The sequence below is a fragment of the Nostoc sp. genome (assembly GCF_041747015.1).
Lineage (GTDB): Bacteria > Cyanobacteriota > Cyanobacteriia > Cyanobacteriales > Nostocaceae > Nostoc.
This window is the reverse complement of sequence record NZ_JBGTFY010000057.1, coordinates 1-22,770: the sequence shown is the minus strand read 5'-3', so window position 1 is coordinate 22,770 and position 22,770 is coordinate 1. Positions and strand designations below refer to the sequence as shown.

The window sequence follows — 22,770 nt, the reverse complement described above, 5'->3', positions numbered from 1 at the left end:
CGCCGGGCAAATTGGGAAACTAAGCGACGAAACTACTATTTTGTAAGCTGTGTGGCTTCTAGATTCGCTCTGGAGACTTATTCAGCAAGCCCTACTTGATTTAATTGTCCAGGAAAACACTCAACTTGAGGTAAAATTCTGTACTCAGTTATCACTTCAATGGCTGGACGCTTTTCATTGGACTTGAGACGATGTTTCAAAATTAAAATCGTGCTATCAATGCCTTGGTGGATATTAAACGGCACTTTGTAATCTTGATCGGCACGGGAGAAAGTTCGTAAACTGGTGCTGATGTTTTTCAGGCGATCGCACGCCATCGTCATGGAATCAATCATCTTGGGCAAGTCTTCTAAACTATAATCCAAGTCGATTTCTTCGGCGTGGTCTTTGATTTCATCAGTTTTGTTGGGTAAATTTTCTTGATAGAGTTTCAGGTGTTCGATAATATCAGCGAAGGTAGGTTTAGCTTGTTTTAGACTGGCAGCAATAAAACCGAGGGGATTATTCATTTCGTGAGCTACACCAGCAACTAAGTTGCCCAGTGCAGACATTTTTTCACTTTGCACCATTTGTAATTGGGCGTTTTGCAGATCAGTTAGCGCTTGTTCTAAGTCAAGTGATTTTTGTTGCAAGGCAAGTTCAGCAAGTTTGCGCTCGCTAATATCTCGCATCACAACTACTGCACCGACTTTATTACCCAAAGGATCGAAGATTGCTTGTCCGCTTGCTAACAAAATTCTCTTAGAACCATGCTTCGGCGCAATTACCATTTCGGCATTTTCGACTATTTCTCCTTGCAAGGCGCGAAACAGAGGGATTTCTGTGATTGACAGAGGTGTTTGACCATCAGGTTGATAAAGATCGAAGTGTTCTGCCCATTCTTCTGCTAGTAATGATTCCACTGGTAAGCCATGAAGCTCACGAGTTGCATTATTGAATAAGGTTAACTTGCCACTAGCATCACAAACAACAATTCCATCGGTAATATTGTGAATAATGGCATTCAAGAACTCTCGTTCTTTGGCTAGAGATGCTTCGGCCTGTTTGCGTAAGTGAAGCTCTTCGTAGACATCGCTAATATCAATCACTACCCCATCCCAGAGGATTGCGCCATCGGCTTGTGGCTCTGGCCGAGCCGCAGATTGAATCCATTTCACGGTTCCTGAAGGCAGGATAATCCGCCATTCATGCTCAAACGGTGTCAGATTTTGGGCAGAGTCGGTGATCGCTTGGGCAATAGCTGGTTGATCGTCAGGATGATTCATGGCGTAAAGGCTATCTGTCCCTGTCATCACCGACTCTGGTGCTAAACCATACAAGTCGAAACAGCCAGAGCTAACGTAGGGTGTTGAAGTTGAACCGTCGGCGGCCAGACGGAATTGGTACACCATACCAGGAATATTATTCGCCAAATTTTGGAAGCGGGTTTCATTAGCCTGCAATTTTGCTAGAGATTGGGTTAACTGTTGAGTATAGTTCTGGGAATTTTGATAAAGTCGGGCATTTTCCAGAGAAATGGCAGCTTGAGCGCAGAGTAAGTTGAGCAGTTCGACGCGATCGCTGGTAAATGCTCCGGTTGTCAGGTTATTTTCCAGATACAATATGCCCAGCAACTTACCCTGATGCAAAATCGGGCTGCACAAGATACTCTTGGGCTGCTGTTGCTGAATATACGGGTCATTGATTAATTGCAGATGCACCGTAGCATTAACAATTACTGCTGGTTTTAAGCTGCGTTTGACAGTATTAATTAAGCTAACTGGCACATCACCAGAGTCTTCAAGGGGTTGCGGGTTGAGCAACATTGCAGCAGTTGCCCAATTTTCAGGTGAGTTGCCTGTTTTTGCTCCTCTGGAATCAGGAAATATGCCGCTTGTTGGACGCGATCGTGCAAGAAGTTGTAAATTGTCATTTGTCCTTTGTCATTTGTCCTTTGCAAATGACCAATGACCAATGACGAATCCTGATAAAATTTGTAAACCTCATTGGTGGGAATGATAAATCCTTCTTGTAATGCTTTCCACAAGTCCGAAGCGGTTTCTGTCTGCGACTTTTCCAAAACGATCGCCAGCGTCGCCAAATCAAATTGATTGCCAATACAAGCTGCCAGTTTCAAAACATCTTGAGTCTTGGGTGGCAATTTTTGAAGCTGTAGGGCCATAAATTCCACCACATCATCAGTGAGAGCAAGCGATGTCTGACGACAAGCCGCTTCGCGTCTACGCACTTGCCCTACGTCACACTGCCAAAAACCTGTCTCCCAATCAAAGGTAATCAGCCCATCTTCATACAGCGCTTTCAAAAACTGAGTCGTGAAAAAGGGATTTCCTTGGGCTTTTTGATAAACCAACTCTGTCAACGGCAATGCCAGTTCAGTTGCACAACTCAGGGAGTCGGCGATTAAATGATTCACATCTGCTTGACTCAAGGGAGCTAGAGTCAAAGTGTTGACACCTGAAGATGTCTTTTGAATTTCATCTAGCGTTAACATCAGTGAATGAGCCGCAAACACTTCGTTATCGCGGTATGCGCCAATAATGAATAGATAACCGCGACTGCTCCCCATCAACAGCTTCAGCAAATTCAGCGATGCCGAATCTGCCCATTGCAAATCATCGAGAAACATCACCAACGGATGTTCTGTTGTGGTGAAGACTTGAATGAAATTTTGGAACAGCAGATTAAAGCGATTTTGTACCGCACTGCCCGATAGCTCGGCGATCGCAGGCTGTTTGCCGATTATCTGCTCCAATTCCGGAATCACCTCGATCAAAACTTGCCCGTTCTCACCAACTGCCGCTAAAATCTTGCTCTGCCATTGCTCCAGTTGGCGATCGCTTTCACTCAGCAACTGTCCCATCAAATCACGAAAGGCTTGGACAAAAGCAGATAGAGGAATGTTGCGGTTGAACTGGTCGTATTTTCCTTTGATGAAGTAGCCGTTCCACCGGACTATCGGGTTATGCACTTCATTGACGACTGCGGTTTTGCCAATGCCAGAGAAACCTGCCACCAGCATCAGTTGGGAGCCACCATTGGCAACATGACCAAATGCCGCCAGTAACGTCTGCACTTCCGATTCGCGTCCGTAAAGTTTTTCGGGTATGAGAAAGCGATCGCTGATATCGCGCTGTCCCAATTCAAACCAGGTGTGTTTGCCTGTTTCTCGCCATTGTTCTAGGCAGGTAACAAGGTCATATTTAAGTCCCAACGCACTCTGATAGCGGTCTTCGGCGTTCTTCGCCATCAATTTGCGGACAATCTCGCCCAGCATCAAGGGCAAATCGGGATTCAAATCGCAGACGAAGGGGGGAAGTTTCGCAATGTGGCACATGAGACTCAAAGGGCAATTTTCCACTCAATAGTTCAAAGAAAGTCACACCTAATGAATAGAAGTCGCTGCGGTAGTCAATGCCCCGGTTCATCCGTCCGGTTTGCTCTGGGGAAAGATACGCTAGCGTTCCCTCCAGCCCGTTGATGCTCTGGATTTCCTGGGTTTCTCGTGGTAGAAGCGAGGCAATACTAAAGTCAATCAGCTTAATTTGTTTGCTGTCAGGATGAATCAGGATGTTGGCTGGTTTAATGTCTTTGTGAATGACGCGCTGTTGATGTAACAGGTGTAGCGTGTCTAGTAGTTGCAGAGCAATGGCAAGGAATTGCTCTAAAGTCAGTGGTTTTCCTTGGGTAAATTCTCGTAAGGAAACACCACCAAAGTCTTCCATGACTAGGGCATAGCCGTTGCGATAAGCTTCTAAGCTGTAGGGCTTGATGATGCTGGGAATATCTAGGTTTTTGGCGATCGCATATTGGTTGCGAAACTGGACTAATTCACTGAAGGTAGGGTATTCTCGTTTTAAAAGCTTGATCACAACTGGTAGGCGTTGGCGTTCGCGTAGCGTCTCGTAGAGAAGCCCACCGTTCGCGTAGCGTCTCGTAGAGAAGGTATCGCCTGCTCGAACTGCTCGATACACTTGGGTGCGAGAACCTGAATAAAGTTGCTCTATAATTTGGTAGCCAGCGATCGTTACAGTTCCATCAACTTTTGCGCTCATAACTTTTTCCGAGAATTCCTGTGTACTAAGGTTAGAATTCCCAGGACAATACCTTGTTTAACAAACGTTACAAAACTTGCATTGGGGATTAGGGGTTAAGGCTAAAATCCTTTGTCAAAGTCCATTTTTTAACGTAGACGCGGAGCGGCTTCCCGCAAAATACCACAGAGACGCAGAGAAGCCACTGCGTTGCGGGGGTTCCCCCCGTTGTAGCACCTGGCGCGACACAGAGAGAAGGAAAAAATGCTTAACTGAACTGTATTGGATTATAGCGGTTCTCGCTTGGGTGCAGTACACTTTTGACCTCTCTCCTACACGGCTACGGTGTATACACAAGTCTTTTCTTTTGACCTGCACCTTTGTTGCATCGACCTACACCTTTGTTGCATCGACCTACACCTTTGTTGCATCGACCTACACCTTTGTTGCATCGACTCGCACCTTTGTTGCATCGACCTACACCTTTGTTGCATCAACAAACGGCTAAGGTGTACACACAAGTCAGTCCAGTTTTACCCCAATACGCTTGAGATAGGCCAGAAAGCCCTCATGTAGAGACGCGATTTATCGCGTCTAAAGGACTGACACGTTAGAGAGACGCGATAAATCGCCGTCTCTACAGAGAATGTGCTCGTCAATTATCCTTGATAGACTAATACGGTTCAGTTAGCGCAAAAAACCTTAAGCTGCGTAGGTTGGGGAGCCACTGCGCCCTTGCGGTTTCCCGACTTGTACCCCTGCGGGGAAGCAAGCTACGCGCAGCGTCTCCGGCAAGGAGAAGCATCTGGCGTTTGAGGAACGAAACCCAACATTTGGGCAGGTTTGTTGGGTTTCGCAAAGCCTCAACGTATCCGCAGCAAAGCTGGTAAATCCAGACAGGTGAGGTGTTGATAAGCTGGCTCTATGACGCGCTTGCCCCTGAGAAAGCCTGTATTAGCTCCAGGACAAATGTAGCGGAGAGTTTCTGGTGTAAAACGTTCTAACAAGAAGCGAAGACTCTGAATTTGCCTAGGCCAATGAAAGGTTTTCGCTGTCCGTAATGGCACTGGTTGACCTTGCTGGTTAGGAACTAAATGGCGACCAGAAAACAATATACCTCCAAGCTCACTGTAGTATAGACAAGATGAGCCGGGAGAATGACCAGGTGTCCAAATCACTTGTGTCGCTGCATCGAGAGTAAATCCCTGACTAAAAGTAGTTACGGTTAAACCTGGTAATAAATAAGCTTCTTGCTCTTGAATCAGCACTTCACAGCCCAAGATTTGCTGAATTTCAGCGGTTTTACCAATAGCGCCTCGATGAGTGAGAAATAACCAACGCACGCCACCATGCGCTCCTAAAAAATCTTGATTTGTTTGGTCTAGGGCAGGGCAATCTATGAGGATATTGCCTTCATTTCTTACAATAAAATAAGAGGTTCCCCCTAATGTGTCCCGATTGGGTGGAAAAGCAAAAATGCTCTCTTGTGCGAAGTCCGATTGCAGAGAACTTTCGTTAGGGAAGACAGCCCGTGGTGGCTTAGTTGTATGACTTGGCACTTGAGGTAAAGGGGACATGAGTAAAGAACCGAAACTGAGGAGTTGTGGATAATTTGGTTACAGTGTGTAAATTCTGAAGAATTGAAACTTGAGGGTTAACTAGCACTGCTAACCGTCGTTAAAAAAAATTGGTGTTTGAAGTCCACTTTGTAGTTAATGCTATGGTGCTGAAGCTACTAGTGGGGCGTTTTGTCCAAATTACTGAAGATAACATGGCATTTTGGTTTCTAATTCTCCCCCTACTGGGGCTAGCTACTTATCTAATGATGCAGCAGAGGGTTGCTCACCTCACTCGCACGCCAGTATGGTTGTTATGGCTGGTTTTAATGACACCAGCATTTCTGTTGAGCGGATGGACGCTGATGTATGGAGCGAAACAATCTCCGCCGCCAACGCTGATCATTTGGTCGTTATTTATTTGTCCACTGTTGTACTGGATGTTGTTTCAATGGGGGCGTCAAGCGCCAACAGATACACAAATCCAAGCTCCAGCCGAAGCTTCAGAATCACAGCCGGCTATCCAGCCTACCCCAGAACCGATAGTGCGTCCCATTGAGCTAAAAGAAGAAACCCAACTGCGAAATTGTTTTCCTTGGTCTGTATACTACGTTCAAAATATTGAGTATCGACCACAAGCTGTAATTTGCCGTGGTCAGTTGCGAACTCAAGCCAGCAACGCCTACCAGCAGATTAAGACTAATATTGAAGCACAATTTGGCGATCGCTTCCTGCTAATTTTTCAAGAAGGTTTAAATGGCCAACCTTTCTTTGTCTTGATTCCCAACACTCAAGCTGCTAAAGAGACAAATACACCACGAGACGAACAAGAACGGTTAACTCGACCAGGATTAGCACTTCTACTGCTAGTAGCTACTTTGCTAACTACTACCTTGGTAGGTGTGGAAATTGCTGGGGTTACTCTTCCGCCTATCTGGCAAATGGGCTCTTTGTTCAAAGTTTTATCTAACCCAGATGTCCTATTCAAAGGATTACCCTATGCCTTAGCATTGATGACTATTTTGGGTATTCACGAACTTGGACATTATTTGACAGCTAAATTCTACAATATTCGCTCGACGTTGCCTTACTTTATTCCCGTGCCTTTCTTCTTGGGAACATTTGGCGCATTTATTAAGATGCGTAGTCCTATTCCTAACCGCAAAGCTTTGTTTGATATTAGTATCGCTGGGCCAATTGCAGGTTTTATTGTTACATTGCCATTAATAATATGGGGCTTGGCTCATTCTGACGTGGTTTCCCTGACTGAAAAAACCCGACTTTTGAATCCTGATGCCCTTAGTCCCAAGTATTCCATCTTAGTGGCGCTACTCTCGAAGTTAGCTTTGGGAAGCCAGTTAACGGCACAATCCGCTCTTGACTTGCATCCGGTGGCAGTGGCTGGTTTTCTCGGACTAATTGTTACAGCCTTAAATTTGATGCCTGTGGGACAACTAGATGGAGGCCACATTGTCCATGCGATGTTTGGACAACGAACCGCACTCGTAATTGGTCAAATTGCTCGCGTGTTGTTGCTACTACTAGCTTTAGTTCGGGAAGAATTTTTGTTGTGGGCGATTATCTTATTATTTATGCCGTTGAGCGATCAACCTGCACTGAATGATGTTACTGAATTGGATAACAAACGTGATATTTTAGGATTACTGGCAATGGCTTTGTTGATTATAATTATTTTGCCATTACCACAGGCGATCGCTAACTTTTTGCAAATTTAAAAAGTATCAGGATAGAGATAGCAAAGTCTCTAAACTTTCCTTTTTTCCAACCATGAAATTAACCAAAAGCAAAAACGTGCTAAAGTTCATAGCATTTTTAGCACTCGCTATGGTTTATCCTCGTTTTTAGGTAGCGCTTTAATGGGCATTTTATCCCATAGCTCAATTACTGCGCTAATTGTCTTTTTGTCTACAACTCAGTTGTTATAGGATTGCTATTGTTTATTTTTGATCTTAGTTGTTGTTTTGTGTCAAGGTTTTTATCCTAGAAGCTGTTTCTTCCGGTTTTCCAGCCAGAGGAAAAATTAAAATACTCTTGATTGCCTTGTTATTTACTAATTCTTTTAAACGATGTAATTGTTTATCAGTAATCGCAATTCCGGCATAGTTTTTAGCATAATTTAATTCTTCTTTGAAATTCGCCTCATTATAAGCTTGAATAAACACCCTATCAACATTCCATTTTTGCCAATCAGCTGCAAAATATCGTTTAGCCCAGTAAGGGTTATGATGACAAATATCAAAACTAACTGAAGAATTAGCTTGTTTCATCGCAGTTATCATTTGCTGCAAAAAATTAGTTAATTTAGCCGTGCGATCAATTTTGCCGGGTAATTCAGCATGATAACCTAGATAATCATCCCATTGAACTGCATCAATCTTCGGATATTTTTTGACGAACTCTACTAAGATATTTTTAAATAAACTAGCAACCTCAGGAATCTCCACATCAAGAACATAATGATCAATTCCAACATAGGTTTTATCCACACCTGGAACAATCCATTTCTGAGAAATTGCTAAATCATAAATTGGACTGTTTTTATCTATTTTAATACCTTTCTCGAAATAAGCGTGAACTTGCATTCCCTGTATGTGAGCTTCATCAATCAACCAATCTAACCATCGGTCTTGAAACAGGTTTGGACAACTTCTATACCCTAGTGTTTGCTGCATAACATCGCTATTGTACATCGTACAACCATTACCCCAAACACCATGAATAATCGTATTAATTCCTTGAGAGCGATAGTAACGAACTCTCTGACGAATTGTTTGTTCATCAGCATTATTAGTGACTTGGTAGCGACTTAAATAAATTCCTCTAATTACTTTTTTCTTCCAAGGAGTTGGAGGTAATGGTGCTTTTGGAAGTGTTATTGGTTTAACTGAAACTTGCTTATTAGGAGGAAGACTTGAAGGGCTTGATAAAGAGGAAGTGGGAGTTGAAGAATTAGTTGGAGTGGGAGTAGGATTTAAAATAGGAATAGTTATTTGTTGAATCTTAGATAAAAGGTTGCTAATGTCTAAATTTCCTTGTTGGCTGAACCACCAATAACCACCTCCTAAGATAATTATGATTACAGAGAACGGAATATTTGAGCATCCACATCCATTTGGCTTGTTGTTTTGGCGTGACATACTAATGTGATGATTGTCTGGCAATCTTAATCTATATATATATAGATTGCTACAATTTCACATCTATGTTTTCCAGATATAAGCTCTAAAAAGTTATTTGACGACAGACTTGATTAGCCCAATTGTTCAAACCAATGTTTTCTGCTTTACTACCAATCGTAAAACTTGCTCAAATCGCTCCTTAATATTGCAAGCTGCTATAACCAATGACTAATTAGGGCGTACTCTAACCAGGGCTATTTCATTCTCATCTAGCCCGCCTCAGAATGAATTCTGAGTCTAATAGCACTCATTCGTCTAAAGACGACTGAGACTCATGTTATAGTCCGTTTTAACGGACTTTAGCTATAAGAAAAGGAACTTTAGTTTTGGGCGGTTTATGCCTAGAATGAAATAGCCCTGATTAAAACTAATTCGATACTGGATTAGCTGCCTCTGAAACCTTTTCGGCTGGTGGAAACCCACCCATGCGAATCTCAGAAGTGAAGGAAGTGATACTAAATCCACCAAAACTCTTAAAGACATTTACCCGCATTCGCAAATTGGGGCTAGCAAACCACAGGCGTTCCTCTGATGACATGGTTTCATCTTCTGTAGTTAGGATCAAAGTATCATCACTGTCAATTTTATAGCGTCCGGCAACTGGGGTTTTCTCCGTATCAACTATTTCCCGCAGTAACTTGCCTTGAGCCGGATTATCTGCATCAGGTATTGAAACTAATACAGTTGAACCACTGTGTTTTGCTTGATCCTTTTCCATCGTACCGTTCCAGGTGATTTTAGTGCCACAGGAGGCGGAACTAGGATTAATTTCGTACTGTTGACACAGTTTGATCACTTCTGGATGATCTACTGTCAGCGTCTCAATGATGATGTCTGACTTGCCATTTTCAGATTGATTTAAAGCCAAATGTTGACTAGTACGATGAGAAAACCATTTACCAGCGCTTAACTGAAAAAATTCTTCAATATTCATGAATGAAATTACCCTGCATCAAAATGCTAAGATTACCACTTAATGATTATTAAAAGGTAGCAGGAGGTTTTAATATTAAGCTTGATTGCCTATTTCTTCAAGCTTCTTGAGGCCAATTCTGGCTGCCTCAGCAACGTTGAAATGATTATCTTTTTCTAGGTATTTTAAAGCTGAGATACTCTTGGGAGTGGGAAGATTTGTCAAGGCTTCTGCCAAACGCTGTCTTACTAACCAATCATCTGATTGGGCGAAGCGCAGAATCTGATCGACAGACTCAATATCTTGAATTTCTCCTAGTGCAGAGATTGCAACTTGTTGCAACACTACTTCTTTGCTATCCAATGCCTGAAGCAGAATTTGACGGGCACGAGGGTCTTTAATGTTACCTAAAGAAACGGCTGCACTCAAGCGTACTAGCCACTCAGTATCTTCATAAAATGCCCGTGACAGTACCTCAAAGGCTCTAGCATCACCCAAATATCCTAAAGCACCGGCAGCATCAGCACGTATACCATAATCGGGGTCATTTACGAGAATTTTCACCAAAATTGCATAACATTCTGGTGTCGGCTTGATTCCCAGGGCAAATATTGCCATTGATCGCAGTTGCAAAGATTCGTCTTCTAATACCTTTTTAATCAAAGGTACTGCATCCTTAGGGGAAACATGACGCAGATTAGCCAGGGCTACCATGCGATCGCGCAGATTCGGACTTTCTAACTGAGTAGAAATTTCTTCTAAGCTGAGATTTGTCATTTAGTTAAAAGTATTTTCTTTACTTATCTTAATTTACCTAATCAGTTCATTAGGCTGTCGCCGTGGCAAAGTAGGAGTTTAGCGACTTTACAAAATGGCTCGATTATGAGTGAAAAATAAACAAATATTACTTTGGGCGAGCGAGATTGGATATTGAATTTAGCAGTCAGACTTAACACTTAACTGTGCCTGAAGTATGAAGAGGAGACGTAGGTTAAGGGTATGACTGTTAAGTACAGCGACTTTTAGCTCAATCGGCAGAAGCCTTACATCTGTCCCTTCAGGGAGTGTGAGCTGAATGCTATGTAAAAACTCAACTATTTGTACAAGTTTAGTTCAAACTATATATTTAGATTAGTTTTGAAAATGGAGAGGGAGGGATTCGAACCCTCGTTAAGTTTCCCTAAACACACTTTCCAGGCGTGCGCCTTCAACCACTCGGCCACCTCTCCAGGTGCCACGATTTACGATTATACTATGAAATCCCAGAAAATGCAAAGATAAAGAATGACATTTTAGATTGAATCTGAAAGTTCTAATTCCTAAACGCAAATCCAGATGTCCTGTACATACACAATTAGAGTTCGCGATCGCGCTACTGGCAAAACATACAGTCTAGAAGTGCCAGAAGACCGCTATATCCTGCACACTGCCGAAAAAAAAGGGGTGGAACTGCCGTTTTCCTGCCGGAATGGGGCTTGTACCACCTGTGCTGTGAGGGTGTTGTCGGGAGAAATTTATCAACCAGAGGCGATCGGATTGTCGCCAGATTTACGTCGGCAAGGTTATGCCTTGTTGTGTGTGAGTTACCCCCGTTCTGACTTGGAGGTGGAGACGCAAGATGAAGATGAAGTCTATGAACTCCAGTTTGGACGCTATTTTGCTAGGGGGAGAGTTAAAGCGGGTTTACCGTTAGATGAGGAATAGGATTTTGTTCACGCAGAGGCAAGGCAGCGCGTTGGGGAGCCAGTGCGTTGGGCGGCTCCGCCGACTTGAAGCATCTGGCGTCGGGTCTCCCGACTTGAAGCGACTGCCGCACAGAGGCGCAGAGAGAAGTTTGAGTGGTATCTGGATGCGAAAAATAGCTATTTTGGGTTGTTTATTGCTTTTGGTGAGTTGCCAAGGTAAAAACCAACTGCTTAAGAATGAGGCTCAAGTGAAGGTAGCGCGGGTAGTTAGTGGACAAAGTTTGGAAGTGTTGGGCATGGCTGAACAACCAAATTTGATTTCTCAGGTGCGGTTAGTGGGGATTGATGCACCAGATTTGCGACAGCGGCCTTGGGGGGAAGCAGCAAAAGAACAGTTAGAGGATCTAATTGGTGGTGCAGAACAATCGGTAATGCTGGAGTTTGATTTAGAAGCAAAAGATAAAATTGGGCGAACTCTAGCTTATGTGTGGAAAAATAAGGTGTTGTTGAATGAAGAATTGGTGAAACAAGGGAATGCAATGTTTGTAGGGCGATCGCCTAATCACAAATATGACCAGCGTTTAGAACGTGCCCAACAATGGGCTAGACTCATGGGACAAGGAATCTGGAAGCCAGAAAAACCCATGCGTCTTACTCCCGGTGAGTTTCGCCGCCAAAATCTTTAATGAGTAATGAGTACCGAGTAGGAAATCTCATTTCTTTACTCAGCACTCTTAACTCGGAACTCGGAACTGTTTTGCCAAATGACAAATGACAAATCTACAAATTTTTCTAGATATTGCGACAGAAGCGGCCTTAGCTGCTGGTGCTATTTTGCAAGGTTACTTGGGTAAGTTAGAAGATGCAATTATTGAAAAAGGACGCCCTGGTGATTTAGTCACTGCTGCTGATAAAGCCTCAGAAGAGTTGATTTTAGAAATTTTGCGCGGTCACTTTCCTCAGCACTCTATCCTCGCTGAAGAATCAGGGAAATTAGGTAATCAAGAGAATGAATACCTCTGGACAATAGATCCCCTAGATGGCACAACTAACTACGCCCATCAATACCCCTTCTTCGCCGTCTCTATCGGGCTTCTAATTAATGGCGTTCCGCAAGTTGGTGTAATTTACGACCCCTTCCACAATGAGCTATTTCGTGCCGCTACTGGCTTAGGAGCAACGCGCAACCGTCGTCCCATCAAAGTTTCAAAAACATCGGAACTGAGTAAGAGCCTACTAGTGACAGGATTTGCCTACGATCGCCGCGAAACCTCTGATAACAACTATGCAGAATTTAGTCACCTCACCCATCTTACCCAAGGAGTCAGACGTAGCGGTTCAGCAGCGCTAGATTTGGCTTATGTTGCTTGTGGACGTGTCGATGGTTACTGGGAACGAGGACTTTCTCCTTGGGATATTGTCGCTGGGATAATTTTATTACAAGAAGCTAGCGGCAAAGTCACCGCCTACGATGGCACTCCCTTCAAAATTGAGTCTGGTAGAATTCTTGCAACAAATGGTTATATTCACGACACTCTCAGTAGTGAACTGTTACAAGTTCCACCACTATCAGCCTGGGTGTAGCAGGTGGGTGGTTTCCCCCAGACTTTGGGTAAACTAATAGAAATCTAACTGCTCGTTTGGTGCAAGACCTCTATATGTCTTTCAAAATAGATCGTGGACTATTTAAATATGATTTCATAGATCATCACGCAATATTGTGCGTCCCAGTTGATGCAGATGTCAAAGAGATTCGCAAACGCTATCTCCAAATCGCCCGCCGTTTGCACCCGGACAGTAGTTTTACTGAAAGTGCGGCTCAAAAAGAGCTAGGGAACGAATTGTTATCAAAGTTGGTTAACCCAGCTTACGAAAAACTGTCTGGCGATCGCACTCGTGCAGAATATATTATAGTTTTGCCGCAAATTGGCAAGCGCCTAGTACAAGAGTCTACTTCGGTGACTCTAAACACCGATTTGGCTAAACAGTTAGCTGATGCCCCTAATATCGATCATTTCTATAAAACTGCGATCGCTAAACTAGCCCAAACCCAATATGATTCTTTAGAACAAGCGCTGCAAGTCATTGCCCAAGCTAGTGAGTTGAATTTAGTGTATTTAATGCGGAGCGCAAGCAAAGCATCCCCAGCGCCGCCGCCACCTGCTCAACCCAAAGTCCAATCAGGTACATCTGAGCCAAATACACCAAAAAATACACCACCAGCACCGACGCCACCAAAAGAAGACTCGATTGTAGAACAGTATGTTCGTCGCGCTCAATCTTTGATTGACAAAAACCAATTTGCCCAAGCCAAGGTAGAGTTGCAAGATGCCCTAAAGCTAGAACCTAAAAATAGTCACTGCCATAGCTTAATTGCAATGGTGTATTTGAAGCAAAATCAGCTAAAAATGGCAAAAATCCACTTCGATAACGCTCTAAAATTAGATCCTAATGACCAAACAGCATTGCAATGGAAACCTAAAATAGATAAAGCTCTAGGACAACAACCTAGTGATCATAAGGTGACTTCATCCCCCAATAATAAAGATAAGCAACCAGATAAGTCTGGTAGTGGTTTGTTCGGTGGTTTGTTTGGTGGGAAGAAAAAATAATGGTGTATCAACCAGCAGCGGGTGCCAGGGATTTATTGCCCTTGGATGTGGAAAAAAAACGCTGGATTGAAGAGCGGTTACAGCAGGTGTTTCACCGTTGGGGATATCACAGGATTATCACCTCGACTTTAGAGCGCATGGATACCCTGATGGCAGGGGAAGCAATCCAGCGCCAGATGGTGATTCAAGTACAACAAAATGGCGAAGATGATGAATTAGGGCTACGTCCAGAATTAACAGCGTCTATTGCTCGCACCGTTGTCACTCGGATGGCAGGTCTGCGTTATCCGCAACGGTTGTACTACAACGCCAATGTATTTCGCCGCACTTGGGAGAGTAGGCACAATCGCCAGCAAGAGTTTTATCAAGCTGGAGTGGAGTTGTTAGGTGCTGGCGGATTGCTAGCAAATGCAGAAGTATTGCTGTTGGTAGCAGATTGTTTAGCAGCACTAGGTTTGCAGGAATGGCATTTAATTTTAGGTGAGGCAGGAATCACCCGATCGCTCCTGAGTGCTTTTCCTGCTAATTTACAAAATAAAGTTCGCAGTGCGATCGCTCATCTTGACCGCATCACTATAGATAGTTTACCCCTGAGTGATCAACTGCGCGATCGGGCCAGAATTATGCTGGATCTACGCGGCTCTAGTGCAGACGTGTTGCAAAAAGTCAGTAGTTTGGATCTAGATAAAGAACAGCGAGAGGCAGTGAATAACCTCAAATCCCTAGTAGAATTACTAGAATCAGAGAGAAAATTCCCGTTAATCCTCGACCTCAGCCTCATTCAGACCATAGATTACTACACGGGCATCGTCTTTGAAGTTGTCAAGGATACCGGATCACAAGCCCGAATTTTAGGGCGCGGTGGTCGCTACGACCAGCTTTTGGGGCTATATCATCCCCAAGGAGAAAATATCCCTGGAATTGGTTTTGGACTCAATATCGAAGATTTATACCAAGTTTTGTTATCTACTCAGCAATTACCACAGGCAACCCCAGCTAGTAATTGGTTGGTAGTACCAGAGACGCCGAGTGCTAACGCCGCCGCCTTTGCCTATGCACAAAAACTCAGAGATTCTACTCATCTGGTGCGGGTAGAAATGGATTTGGGGCAAAGGGATACAGACGCTATCCGCCAATATGCACGCGATCGCAGCATAGCCCAAATTGCTTGGATCAAAGCTGATGGCTCACCTAAAATTGAACCATTGCGTTAGTGGGAATTGGGCATGGGGCATTGGGCATTGGTTATTAATTCTTCTCCCTCACTCCCCACTCCCTTTTACCTTTCCTGAGTTTGCTGTTTGATGTGTTCTAAAAACTCTTCAACTGTACCTGTTTTCCCCTGATTGCGAAGACATATCGCCATTGTATGAACAGCATCTTCGTCGTCTCTATGAGCCAAGATGTACTCTCTTAGGTCTTTCATAGTCATTTGTTCAAAATTCGGCTTCGGTTGACTCATAACTCACCTTTCCTTGTGGGCTAATTAATCCGTATCGGCTCAATAAATAGGGGGAGGCGAGAAAAATAAGGAATGTTGGGAGACAGAACATAATAAAATATGACAGATGACGCAAAAACTAGATTCGAGTAAGAAAACGGGAGAAGAGATACTGCAAGCCATTGAGCCAAAAGGGATTGCAGATGAATCAATGCGTCGAACAGGAGAAATATTACTGAACCTCATAGAGCAATATATTTTACAGTCTATAATAGCCAAGACGGTTTGCTTACGCCAAAAATCCTAATTTTGTTACTACTAAGGGTAAATTTGAAAATTCCGAGTTATGAGCTAGTAATAAATACAAATTGCAGTCTCATGCACACTCAACTTGACATCAGTATCTCCAATCCCCACTCCCCTGCTAGGCTAGAAATAGCCGATACAGAAGAGAGGGAATCGAGAATATGCCACACACGATTGTTACAGAAGTCTGTGAAGGTGTCGCTGACTGCGTAGATGCTTGTCCAGTTGCTTGCATTCATGACGGCCCAGGCAAAAACGTCAAAGGAAACGATTGGTACTGGATTGACTTTGCCACCTGCATCGACTGTGGTATATGTCTCCAAGTTTGCCCTGTAGAAGGGGCGATTCTTGCAGAAGAACGACCGGAGTTGCAAAAAACTCCGTAATAGTCCATAGTCAACAGTCAATAGTCAATAGTTATGCTTGACTTGACTGTTGACCAATGACAAACGACAAGTGACCAATGACAAATGACTATTTACTAGACGTTCAAAATGTTTATGCCGGATACATCCAAGACGTAGATATCTTGCAAGGTGTGAATTTCCGAGTTGCACCAGGGGAATTGGTAACAGTGATTGGCCCCAATGGTGCTGGTAAATCTACTTTGGCAAAAGCAATTTTTGGGCTTTTGCTCCCCCATACAGGCACAATTACCTTCAAAGGTGAAAATATCGTGGGGCTAAAGTCGAATCAAATCGTTCAACGAGGAATGTGCTACGTACCGCAAATCGCCAATGTCTTCCCCTCTCTCAGTGTTGAAGAGAACTTGGAGATGGGTGCTTTTGTACTTAACGTTCCCCTAAAACCAATCAAAGATAAAATATTTACGATGTTTCCTAGACTGAGCGATCGCCGTCGTCAACGTGCTGGTACTCTATCTGGAGGAGAACGTCAGATGCTAGCGATGGGCAAAGCTTTGATGTTGTCACCTAGTTTGCTGATTTTGGATGAACCTTCTGCTGCTTTATCCCCTATCCTGGTAACACAAGTGTTTGAGCAGATTAAACAAATTAATCAGGCGGGTACTGCGATCGTACTAGTGGAACAAAATGCCCGTAAGGCATTAGAGATGGCTAATCGCGGATATGTATTAGAGTCTGGACGCGATGCTATCTCTGGCCTTGGTGAAGAATTATTGAATGACCCGAAAGTGGGTGAGCTGTATTTAGGAGCAGGTAATAGACATTAAGTAATAGTAAATTCCTACAACTCGAATGCACAAGTGTCAATTCTGCTGTTAACAATTTTACATTTCTTGGCAATTCGAGTTTTCTCCGTTTAACACAACACCAGTTTAATACTAGGGGCTTCACTAGGCGATAGTGATGCCTACGCGGGCTGCCCCGACGTTAACTAATAGCAAAAGCTATAACATTTCCTGCCACTGCCGCGACCTTCATTTTCGATGCTCAAATAATTCTCCCCAATTATCCTGGCGTTTCTTAATCCCATCTACAGCAAGTAGAGAAGTAAAACAGGACGCTCATTCAAGGAAAAGTGACCAAAATGGAAATTATCCGCATCTGCTAGAAACCTGACCGAATCGGAATGTATACTGAACCGTTTTTGATACACTGCTGAGTCTTAACAACTCTTGCAAAGCCGTTCGAGAGGAAACTTGGGGCGTTTTTGTATGGCACGAAAAGGCTCACCTTCGCCTTAATCTAAAAAGATTGAGTGGTTCTGGCAATTTGGCATCAAAAATTTTTCTGTTGCAGTTTTAATTGAGATATCAACAGGGTTACAGGAACATTGAGAAAGTTGGATGAGGAATGGATTCCCTTATATCTCAAAAATCCTACCCAATGGCCAGTTGTTAATGCCCGCGTTTTCAAAACCACCCTAAATGGTGGATGCAGTATAAAAGTAGCGCGAGCGTTATCGCTTCACCACAACTGGCTAGAAATCAAACAGAAAACACATAGTACAAATGGAGTTAACCATTTCACGGGCGAAGGTATTGATATACCAAAGCGTAGGCGTAGCCCGCCGTAGGCATCGCCATTATTTACTTAACCTGTAGCTGCCTCAGTTTATTATTTGCCGATAGTAGTAACTCTTGAGCTTTCGGATAGGCTGTTGTGCCATTTTGGACTTTTTCTAATTGATTAATAATACTTTGCAATTGGCTCAACACACGATTGGGCTCTATATTATGATCTGAAACCAACAAGCTTTGGATTTCTCGCTGCGCCGCTTCCATTGCCTCCCCAGCATTTGCCTCAGCTTGCCGTCTGACCTTAACTTGACCTAAATTAGCCTCATAAATTGCTAATAACTTCTGTGCTTTGGTATAACCGGCCACGTCTTTAGAAGGAATCTCTTTGAGCCGCTCAATTGCCTCCATCCACAAACTTTCTATTTGTTGCCATTCAGTTACAGCGTGTGGCGGATTTTGACCAGCTTTAGCAGCTTGCCAGGAAAATTGCCGCGCTGCGGTGATTAAGGCGCTGATGCGATCGTTCCCTGCTGCCAATCCCACAACTTCCTGAAACTCACGCTGATAATTATCTAGTTGATTTTGTATAGTTTTTCCTGCCAGAGTTTGACCAGGAATCTGCTCGAATTGATTCAGCGCCGTTTGCCAAGCAGCTATTGCAGTTTGTTTATCACTTGCTGTTGTAGCGCGTTCATATTGCTGTTTTGCATTTAAGAAAGTCAGCATCTGATCGGTAAGCAAGGACTGAGCATTATTTTCCTGAAAAACCTGAGCTTCTAGCTGCCCAACTTTACTCCGAAATGCATTAAAACCGTAGATGCTAAAACGCGAATCATACCACCAATATCTGTATTGTGACCAATCGTTGACAAAGGAAGTTGGTAACTGATCTAGATGTTTTTGTGTTTCTTTTAGCTTCTTTTCTCCCAAAGCCAAATCAGCGGTGCTAGTAACTTTTTCAATCAATTGTTCAGCTTGCTCGACTGATACCAACGCCTGGCGATAGTGATTATCCATGCTGATGTAGCTGGGTAGCAATAAAAAAGGCGCATGAAGCATTACCGGACGGCGAATCACCGGATAAGGCTGGTTCGCCACCCAAATTACACCAACGGGAATGCCTATGAGTATTGCTATCCAAATAAGTTTACTACCTATACTACCCTTGGCTTTGCTACGTAATTGCTGAGGGGATGCTTTGAGAATCCGCCCCTTTAACTCCATTTCATGCTTTAATTCAGCAAGGCTTTTGGGGGCTGACAATGTTGTAGGTTTCTTTTGAACTACAGATGGTTGACTGGGAGCAGACGGATCTATCCCAGAGCTATTTGGAGCATTTCTGCGTAATAAATTCCAGTTTATTTTGTTTAAAAAAGCCATATTTATACCTAGTACTATGTCAAGTATTCCCAAAAAAACACAGGAAATACAAACAATAGATAGTTTTGGCTCTTGACACGAATTATACTCTTTCGTAACCAGAAGATGATGTATAAGAAAAACTGCTCTGGTTATGGCAAAGTCTGGCTTTAAATTTGACAAATGATCTCAAACTTACTTGACGCACATAATAGCCAATCTGTACAGTATATAAGTTCTAAATTTACGATGTAATGTGAAGATTAAATGACTCTTAAATCGTGTAAGCGCGTACTCTTACATCTTGCTTGAGTCTGATATCTTCCTGACAACACATCAGTTGTCAGGAAAATTCATGAGTAGAATTAATGGATTCGTAGGGCGACGTGATTTCTTAAAATTCGCAAGTGTGGTAGGTGTTGCGGCTACTACTTTTAGCAATCGCTTTTGGAGTACCCAACAAATTGCTGTTGCTGATATTCATCCAGTTAACCCTAATTCAATCAGTCCCAATGAAGCTATAAAACGCTTGCTGGATGGTAATCAAAGATTTATCCATCAAAAACGTCAATATCCTGATCAATCATTAGAACATCTGCGATTAGTTGCGAAAGCTCAGTATCCTTTTGCTGCTATATTGGGTTGTGCAGATTCTAGAGTCGCTGCTGAGATCGTCTTTGATCAAGGACTTGGAGATTTATTTGTCGTGCGAGTTGCTGGTAATGTTGTCAGTGACACGGTTATTGGTAGTCTGGAATATTCTACAACAGTATTGGGTTCGCAATTGATTATGGTTTTGGGTCATACAAGATGCGGTGCAGTAGCAGAAGCAATCAAAAATGAACCACTTCCTGGCAGGATTGGTTTGATTATTGAGGGTATCAAACCAGCTTTAGCAAAGATAAAATTCACAACTAGCGATCTAACCGAGGATGCAGTTATAGCTAATATTCAATATCAAACTGAAAAATTGCAGGAGAGCTCAACAATTTTAGCCGGACTGCTTCGTGAAGGTAAACTAAAAATTATTGGCGCTTGTTACGATATTGATACTGGTAAAGTCAACATTATTACTTGAACATCTCACACCTTTTAGGCGTAAAATTCTTAGTTTAATGGTGTTGCAAAAAATTATTAGCTATAAAATATTTTCTGACTACTTATACATCAATATCCTTGGGTTAAGGGTTTTGACTATTTTGCAGGAGGGAATGAATGCGTGAATTACTTAAATAAACTAGCAAATAAACGAATTTAGTAAGTCAAAGCTCATTTTACTTGCAGAAAACACCAAAATGAGAAAGCAAACTGGGGTTTGAGTAAGTCAAAGCTCATTTTACTTGCAGAAAACACCAAAATGAGTAAGTCAAAGCTCATTTTACTTGCGGAAAACACCAAAATGAGAAAGCAAACTGGGGTTTGAGTAAGTCAAAGCTGATATTTAGTAAGCCAAAGCTCATTTTGCTTACTAAATATGAAGTTTTGAGAAAGCTATAAGCCTTTTTGCTAATTAAATATGAATTTAAGTTAAATCTACGTAAGTTCGATGAGTTCAGAAATACCAAATATCTATTAGGTAAAAAACCAATAAGCTTCTAACCCAAGCGTATTAACTTATACATTGGTTAAGGGTGTACATTTGTACGCCTTTACATCTCATTTGTAACAAATAAACCTAGCAGTGGACATATAACAAGTCCGCCAGCCAGGAAGGTATAGTATATTCTGGCCATGTTTGATTTGGTTAGCGCTTATTTCTACAAAATAATTGCGTATCCTCAGATACAATAACTAAATACTTTGGAAAACGCAGTTAAGAAAAGTTACTAAATAGGTTAACTTACAATTAAATTCAACAATTTCCCGGATGGGGAAATGAAGGGTACAAGTTCTTTGTCTCTTCCTAATGCCCCATAGCTAATGACAAATGACTAATAATATAAGAAAGCGCTTCACACTTCTTAAATAATCAGCTTTACTAAAACAATGGCGAGAGACTTGCGGGGATTCATTAAAATTTTAGAAGAAAGGGGACAATTACGGCGGATTTCAGCTTTAGTTGACCCTGATTTAGAAATTGCTGAGATTTCTAACCGGATGCTGCAAAAAGGTGGTCCAGGGTTGTTGTTTGAAAACGTCAAAGGCGCTTGCTTCCCAGTGGCGGTGAATTTGATGGGAACTGTGGAACGGATTTGCTGGGCGATGAATATGCAGCATCCAGAGGAATTGGAAACTCTGGGCAAAAAATTGAGTATGCTGCAACAGCCAAAGCCGCCGAAGAAGATTTCTCAAGCGATAGATTTTGGTAAGGTGCTGTTTGATGTGGTAAAAGCAAAACCAGGGTGGGACTTTTTCCCCGCTTGTCAGCAAGTGGTGCTTCAAGGTGATGATTTAGATTTAAACAAGTTACCGTTGATCCGTCCTTACATTGGTGATGCTGGCAAGATTATCACGCTGGGGCTGGTGATTACCAAAGATTGTGAAACGGGGACTCCAAATGTCGGGGTGTATCGTTTGCAACTACAATCTAAGAATACGATGACAGTTCACTGGTTATCGGTGCGGGGTGGGGCGAGGCATTTGCGAAAAGCGGCCGAACGTGGGAAGAAATTAGAAGTTGCGATCGCACTTGGTGTAGATCCTTTAATTATCATGGCAGCGGCCACACCCATACCTATAGATTTATCAGAATGGCTGTTTGCTGGACTGTACGGCGGTTCAGGTGTGCAGTTAGCAAAATGTAAAACTGTAGATTTAGAAGTTCCCGCAGATTCCGAATTTGTCATTGAAGGGACGATTACGCCGGGGGAAGTTTTGCCAGATGGACCTTTTGGTGATCACATGGGTTATTACGGGGGTGTAGAAGATTCGCCGTTGATTCGCTTTGAGTGTATGACGCACCGGAAAAATCCAATTTATTTAACAACATTTAGCGGTCGTCCACCTAAAGAAGAAGCGATGATGGCGATCGCATTAAATCGTATCTATACTCCCATACTGCGACAACAAGTATCAGAAATTGTCGATTTCTTCCTACCAATGGAAGCTTTAAGTTACAAAGCGGCGATTATTTCTATTGATAAAGCATACCCAGGACAAGCGCGACGGGCAGCTTTAGCGTTTTGGAGTGCTTTACCACAATTTACATACACAAAATTTGTAATTGTTGTGGATAAAGACATAAATATTCGTGATCCGCGTCAAGTTGTGTGGGCAATTAGTTCTAAAGTTGACCCAGTGCGCGATGTATTTATTTTGCCAAATACACCTTTTGATACGTTAGATTTTGCCAGTGAAAAGATTGGCTTAGGTGGACGCATGGGAATTGATGCGACTACAAAAATTCCGCCGGAAACAAACCATGAATGGGGTTTGCCTTTAGAGTCAGACCCGGATGTAGCGGCGATGGTAGAGAGGCGATGGGCGGAGTATGGTTTAGCTGAGTTGCAGTTACCAGAAGTAGACCCGAATTTGTTTGGCTACGATATGAAGTAATATTTTGGATCGCTGCGCCGTACTCTCACCGATAACGCACCCTACATTTAAAGTTCTTAACTGCCTATACTTTTGCAGTTTTTACTATTTGTGGATGAGTAATAATACTCATAGCATGAGAAGAGGATTTCTTTAAAAACTAGTTCACTAACGCGTCGGACTAGTTATTTTTTTTACATAACTAGGTTGTTTCACACTTAATAAGCTTCATACGATAACTGCATTTTATT

At 42.7% G+C, this 22,770-nt stretch carries 18 protein-coding genes, 1 tRNA gene and 1 pseudogene; 12 read left to right on the top strand and 8 right to left on the bottom strand.

Going from position 1 to position 22,770, the window contains the following annotated elements:
- Positions 1-92: 92 nt before the first annotated feature.
- Positions 93-4,052 (bottom strand): annotated as a pseudogene (locus tag ACEW80_RS04390) (AAA family ATPase); the annotation flags it as partial.
- Between the two features lie 359 nt (positions 4,053-4,411).
- Between ACEW80_RS04390 and ACEW80_RS04385 the strand changes: the two are divergent.
- Entirely contained in the window at positions 4,412-4,582 is a 171-nt protein-coding gene (locus ACEW80_RS04385; RefSeq protein ID WP_373525415.1) for a hypothetical protein, read from the top strand.
- Positions 4,583-4,894: 312 nt separating this feature from the next.
- On the opposite strand, the gene ACEW80_RS04380 is transcribed toward ACEW80_RS04385, so the two are convergent.
- Positions 4,895-5,608: an MBL fold metallo-hydrolase gene (locus ACEW80_RS04380; protein WP_373525414.1), complete on the bottom strand. Its 714-nt coding sequence runs from the start codon at positions 5,606-5,608 to the stop codon at positions 4,895-4,897.
- A 194-nt stretch (positions 5,609-5,802) separates the two neighbouring features.
- On the opposite strand from ACEW80_RS04380, the gene ACEW80_RS04375 reads away from it, so the two are divergent.
- Positions 5,803-7,323, top strand: a complete 1,521-nt coding sequence (locus ACEW80_RS04375; protein ID WP_373525417.1) for a site-2 protease family protein — start codon at positions 5,803-5,805, stop codon at positions 7,321-7,323.
- 234 nt (positions 7,324-7,557) lie between these two features.
- Here ACEW80_RS04375 and ACEW80_RS04370 read toward each other — a convergent pair whose 3' ends face one another.
- The 4 genes from ACEW80_RS04370 to ACEW80_RS04355 form a co-directional block, all read right to left on the bottom strand.
- Positions 7,558-8,745 (bottom strand): family 10 glycosylhydrolase, encoded by a 1,188-nt coding sequence (locus ACEW80_RS04370; RefSeq protein WP_373525413.1) that lies wholly within the window; start codon positions 8,743-8,745, stop codon positions 7,558-7,560.
- Positions 8,746-9,154: 409 nt separating this feature from the next.
- Positions 9,155-9,721 (bottom strand): phycobiliprotein lyase, encoded by a 567-nt coding sequence (locus ACEW80_RS04365; RefSeq protein ID WP_373525412.1) that lies wholly within the window; start codon positions 9,719-9,721, stop codon positions 9,155-9,157.
- Between the two features lie 75 nt (positions 9,722-9,796).
- Positions 9,797-10,477: a HEAT repeat domain-containing protein gene (locus ACEW80_RS04360; protein ID WP_373525411.1), complete on the bottom strand. Its 681-nt coding sequence runs from the start codon at positions 10,475-10,477 to the stop codon at positions 9,797-9,799.
- A gap of 367 nt (positions 10,478-10,844) precedes the next feature.
- Positions 10,845-10,929: transfer RNA gene (locus ACEW80_RS04355), tRNA-Ser, on the bottom strand.
- Between the two features lie 106 nt (positions 10,930-11,035).
- Here ACEW80_RS04355 and ACEW80_RS04350 point away from each other — a divergent pair.
- The 5 genes from ACEW80_RS04350 to ACEW80_RS04330 all read left to right on the top strand — a co-directional run bounded on the left by ACEW80_RS04350 (position 11,036) and on the right by ACEW80_RS04330 (position 15,211).
- The gene (locus ACEW80_RS04350; protein ID WP_373525410.1) at positions 11,036-11,404 is read left to right on the top strand and encodes a 2Fe-2S iron-sulfur cluster-binding protein; all 369 of its coding nucleotides are present in this window, start codon (positions 11,036-11,038) and stop codon (positions 11,402-11,404) included.
- 145 nt (positions 11,405-11,549) lie between these two features.
- A complete protein-coding gene (locus ACEW80_RS04345; protein WP_373525416.1) occupies positions 11,550-12,071 on the top strand; it encodes a thermonuclease family protein in 522 nt (173 codons plus the stop codon).
- 85 nt (positions 12,072-12,156) lie between these two features.
- Positions 12,157-12,969 (top strand): inositol monophosphatase family protein, encoded by an 813-nt coding sequence (locus ACEW80_RS04340; protein ID WP_373525409.1) that lies wholly within the window; start codon positions 12,157-12,159, stop codon positions 12,967-12,969.
- Between the two features lie 74 nt (positions 12,970-13,043).
- Positions 13,044-13,997, top strand: coding sequence for a tetratricopeptide repeat protein (locus ACEW80_RS04335; RefSeq protein WP_373525408.1), 954 nt, complete (start codon positions 13,044-13,046; stop codon positions 13,995-13,997).
- The gene (locus ACEW80_RS04330; protein ID WP_373525407.1) at positions 13,997-15,211 is read left to right on the top strand and encodes an ATP phosphoribosyltransferase regulatory subunit; all 1,215 of its coding nucleotides are present in this window, start codon (positions 13,997-13,999) and stop codon (positions 15,209-15,211) included. Before ACEW80_RS04335 ends, ACEW80_RS04330 begins: the two co-directional genes overlap by 1 nt.
- Positions 15,212-15,276: 65 nt before the next feature.
- Here the strand turns inward: ACEW80_RS04330 and ACEW80_RS04325 are convergent, their stop codons facing one another.
- Entirely contained in the window at positions 15,277-15,459 is a 183-nt protein-coding gene (locus ACEW80_RS04325; RefSeq protein WP_373525406.1) for a hypothetical protein, read from the bottom strand.
- Between the two features lie 106 nt (positions 15,460-15,565).
- Between ACEW80_RS04325 and ACEW80_RS04320 the strand changes: the two genes are divergently transcribed.
- The 3 genes from ACEW80_RS04320 (at position 15,566) to ACEW80_RS04310 (ending at position 16,936) form a co-directional block, all read left to right on the top strand.
- Positions 15,566-15,745, top strand: a complete 180-nt coding sequence (locus ACEW80_RS04320) for a hypothetical protein (protein WP_373525405.1) — start codon at positions 15,566-15,568, stop codon at positions 15,743-15,745.
- 160 nt (positions 15,746-15,905) lie between these two features.
- Positions 15,906-16,130, top strand: coding sequence for an indolepyruvate ferredoxin oxidoreductase subunit alpha (locus ACEW80_RS04315; RefSeq protein ID WP_373525404.1), 225 nt, complete (start codon positions 15,906-15,908; stop codon positions 16,128-16,130).
- A gap of 77 nt (positions 16,131-16,207) precedes the next feature.
- Positions 16,208-16,936 (top strand): ABC transporter ATP-binding protein, encoded by a 729-nt coding sequence (locus ACEW80_RS04310; protein ID WP_373525403.1) that lies wholly within the window; start codon positions 16,208-16,210, stop codon positions 16,934-16,936.
- 819 nt (positions 16,937-17,755) lie between these two features.
- Here ACEW80_RS04310 and ACEW80_RS04305 read toward each other — a convergent pair.
- Positions 17,756-19,066, bottom strand: coding sequence for a hypothetical protein (locus tag ACEW80_RS04305; RefSeq protein WP_373525402.1), 1,311 nt, complete (start codon positions 19,064-19,066; stop codon positions 17,756-17,758).
- 334 nt (positions 19,067-19,400) lie between these two features.
- On the opposite strand from ACEW80_RS04305, the gene ACEW80_RS04300 reads away from it, so the two are divergent.
- Positions 19,401-20,123: a carbonic anhydrase gene (locus tag ACEW80_RS04300; RefSeq protein WP_373525401.1), complete on the top strand. Its 723-nt coding sequence runs from the start codon at positions 19,401-19,403 to the stop codon at positions 20,121-20,123.
- Positions 20,124-21,031: 908 nt separating this feature from the next.
- The gene (locus ACEW80_RS04295) at positions 21,032-22,540 is read left to right on the top strand and encodes a UbiD family decarboxylase (protein WP_373525400.1); all 1,509 of its coding nucleotides are present in this window, start codon (positions 21,032-21,034) and stop codon (positions 22,538-22,540) included.
- The last annotated feature ends 230 nt before the right edge of the window (positions 22,541-22,770 follow it).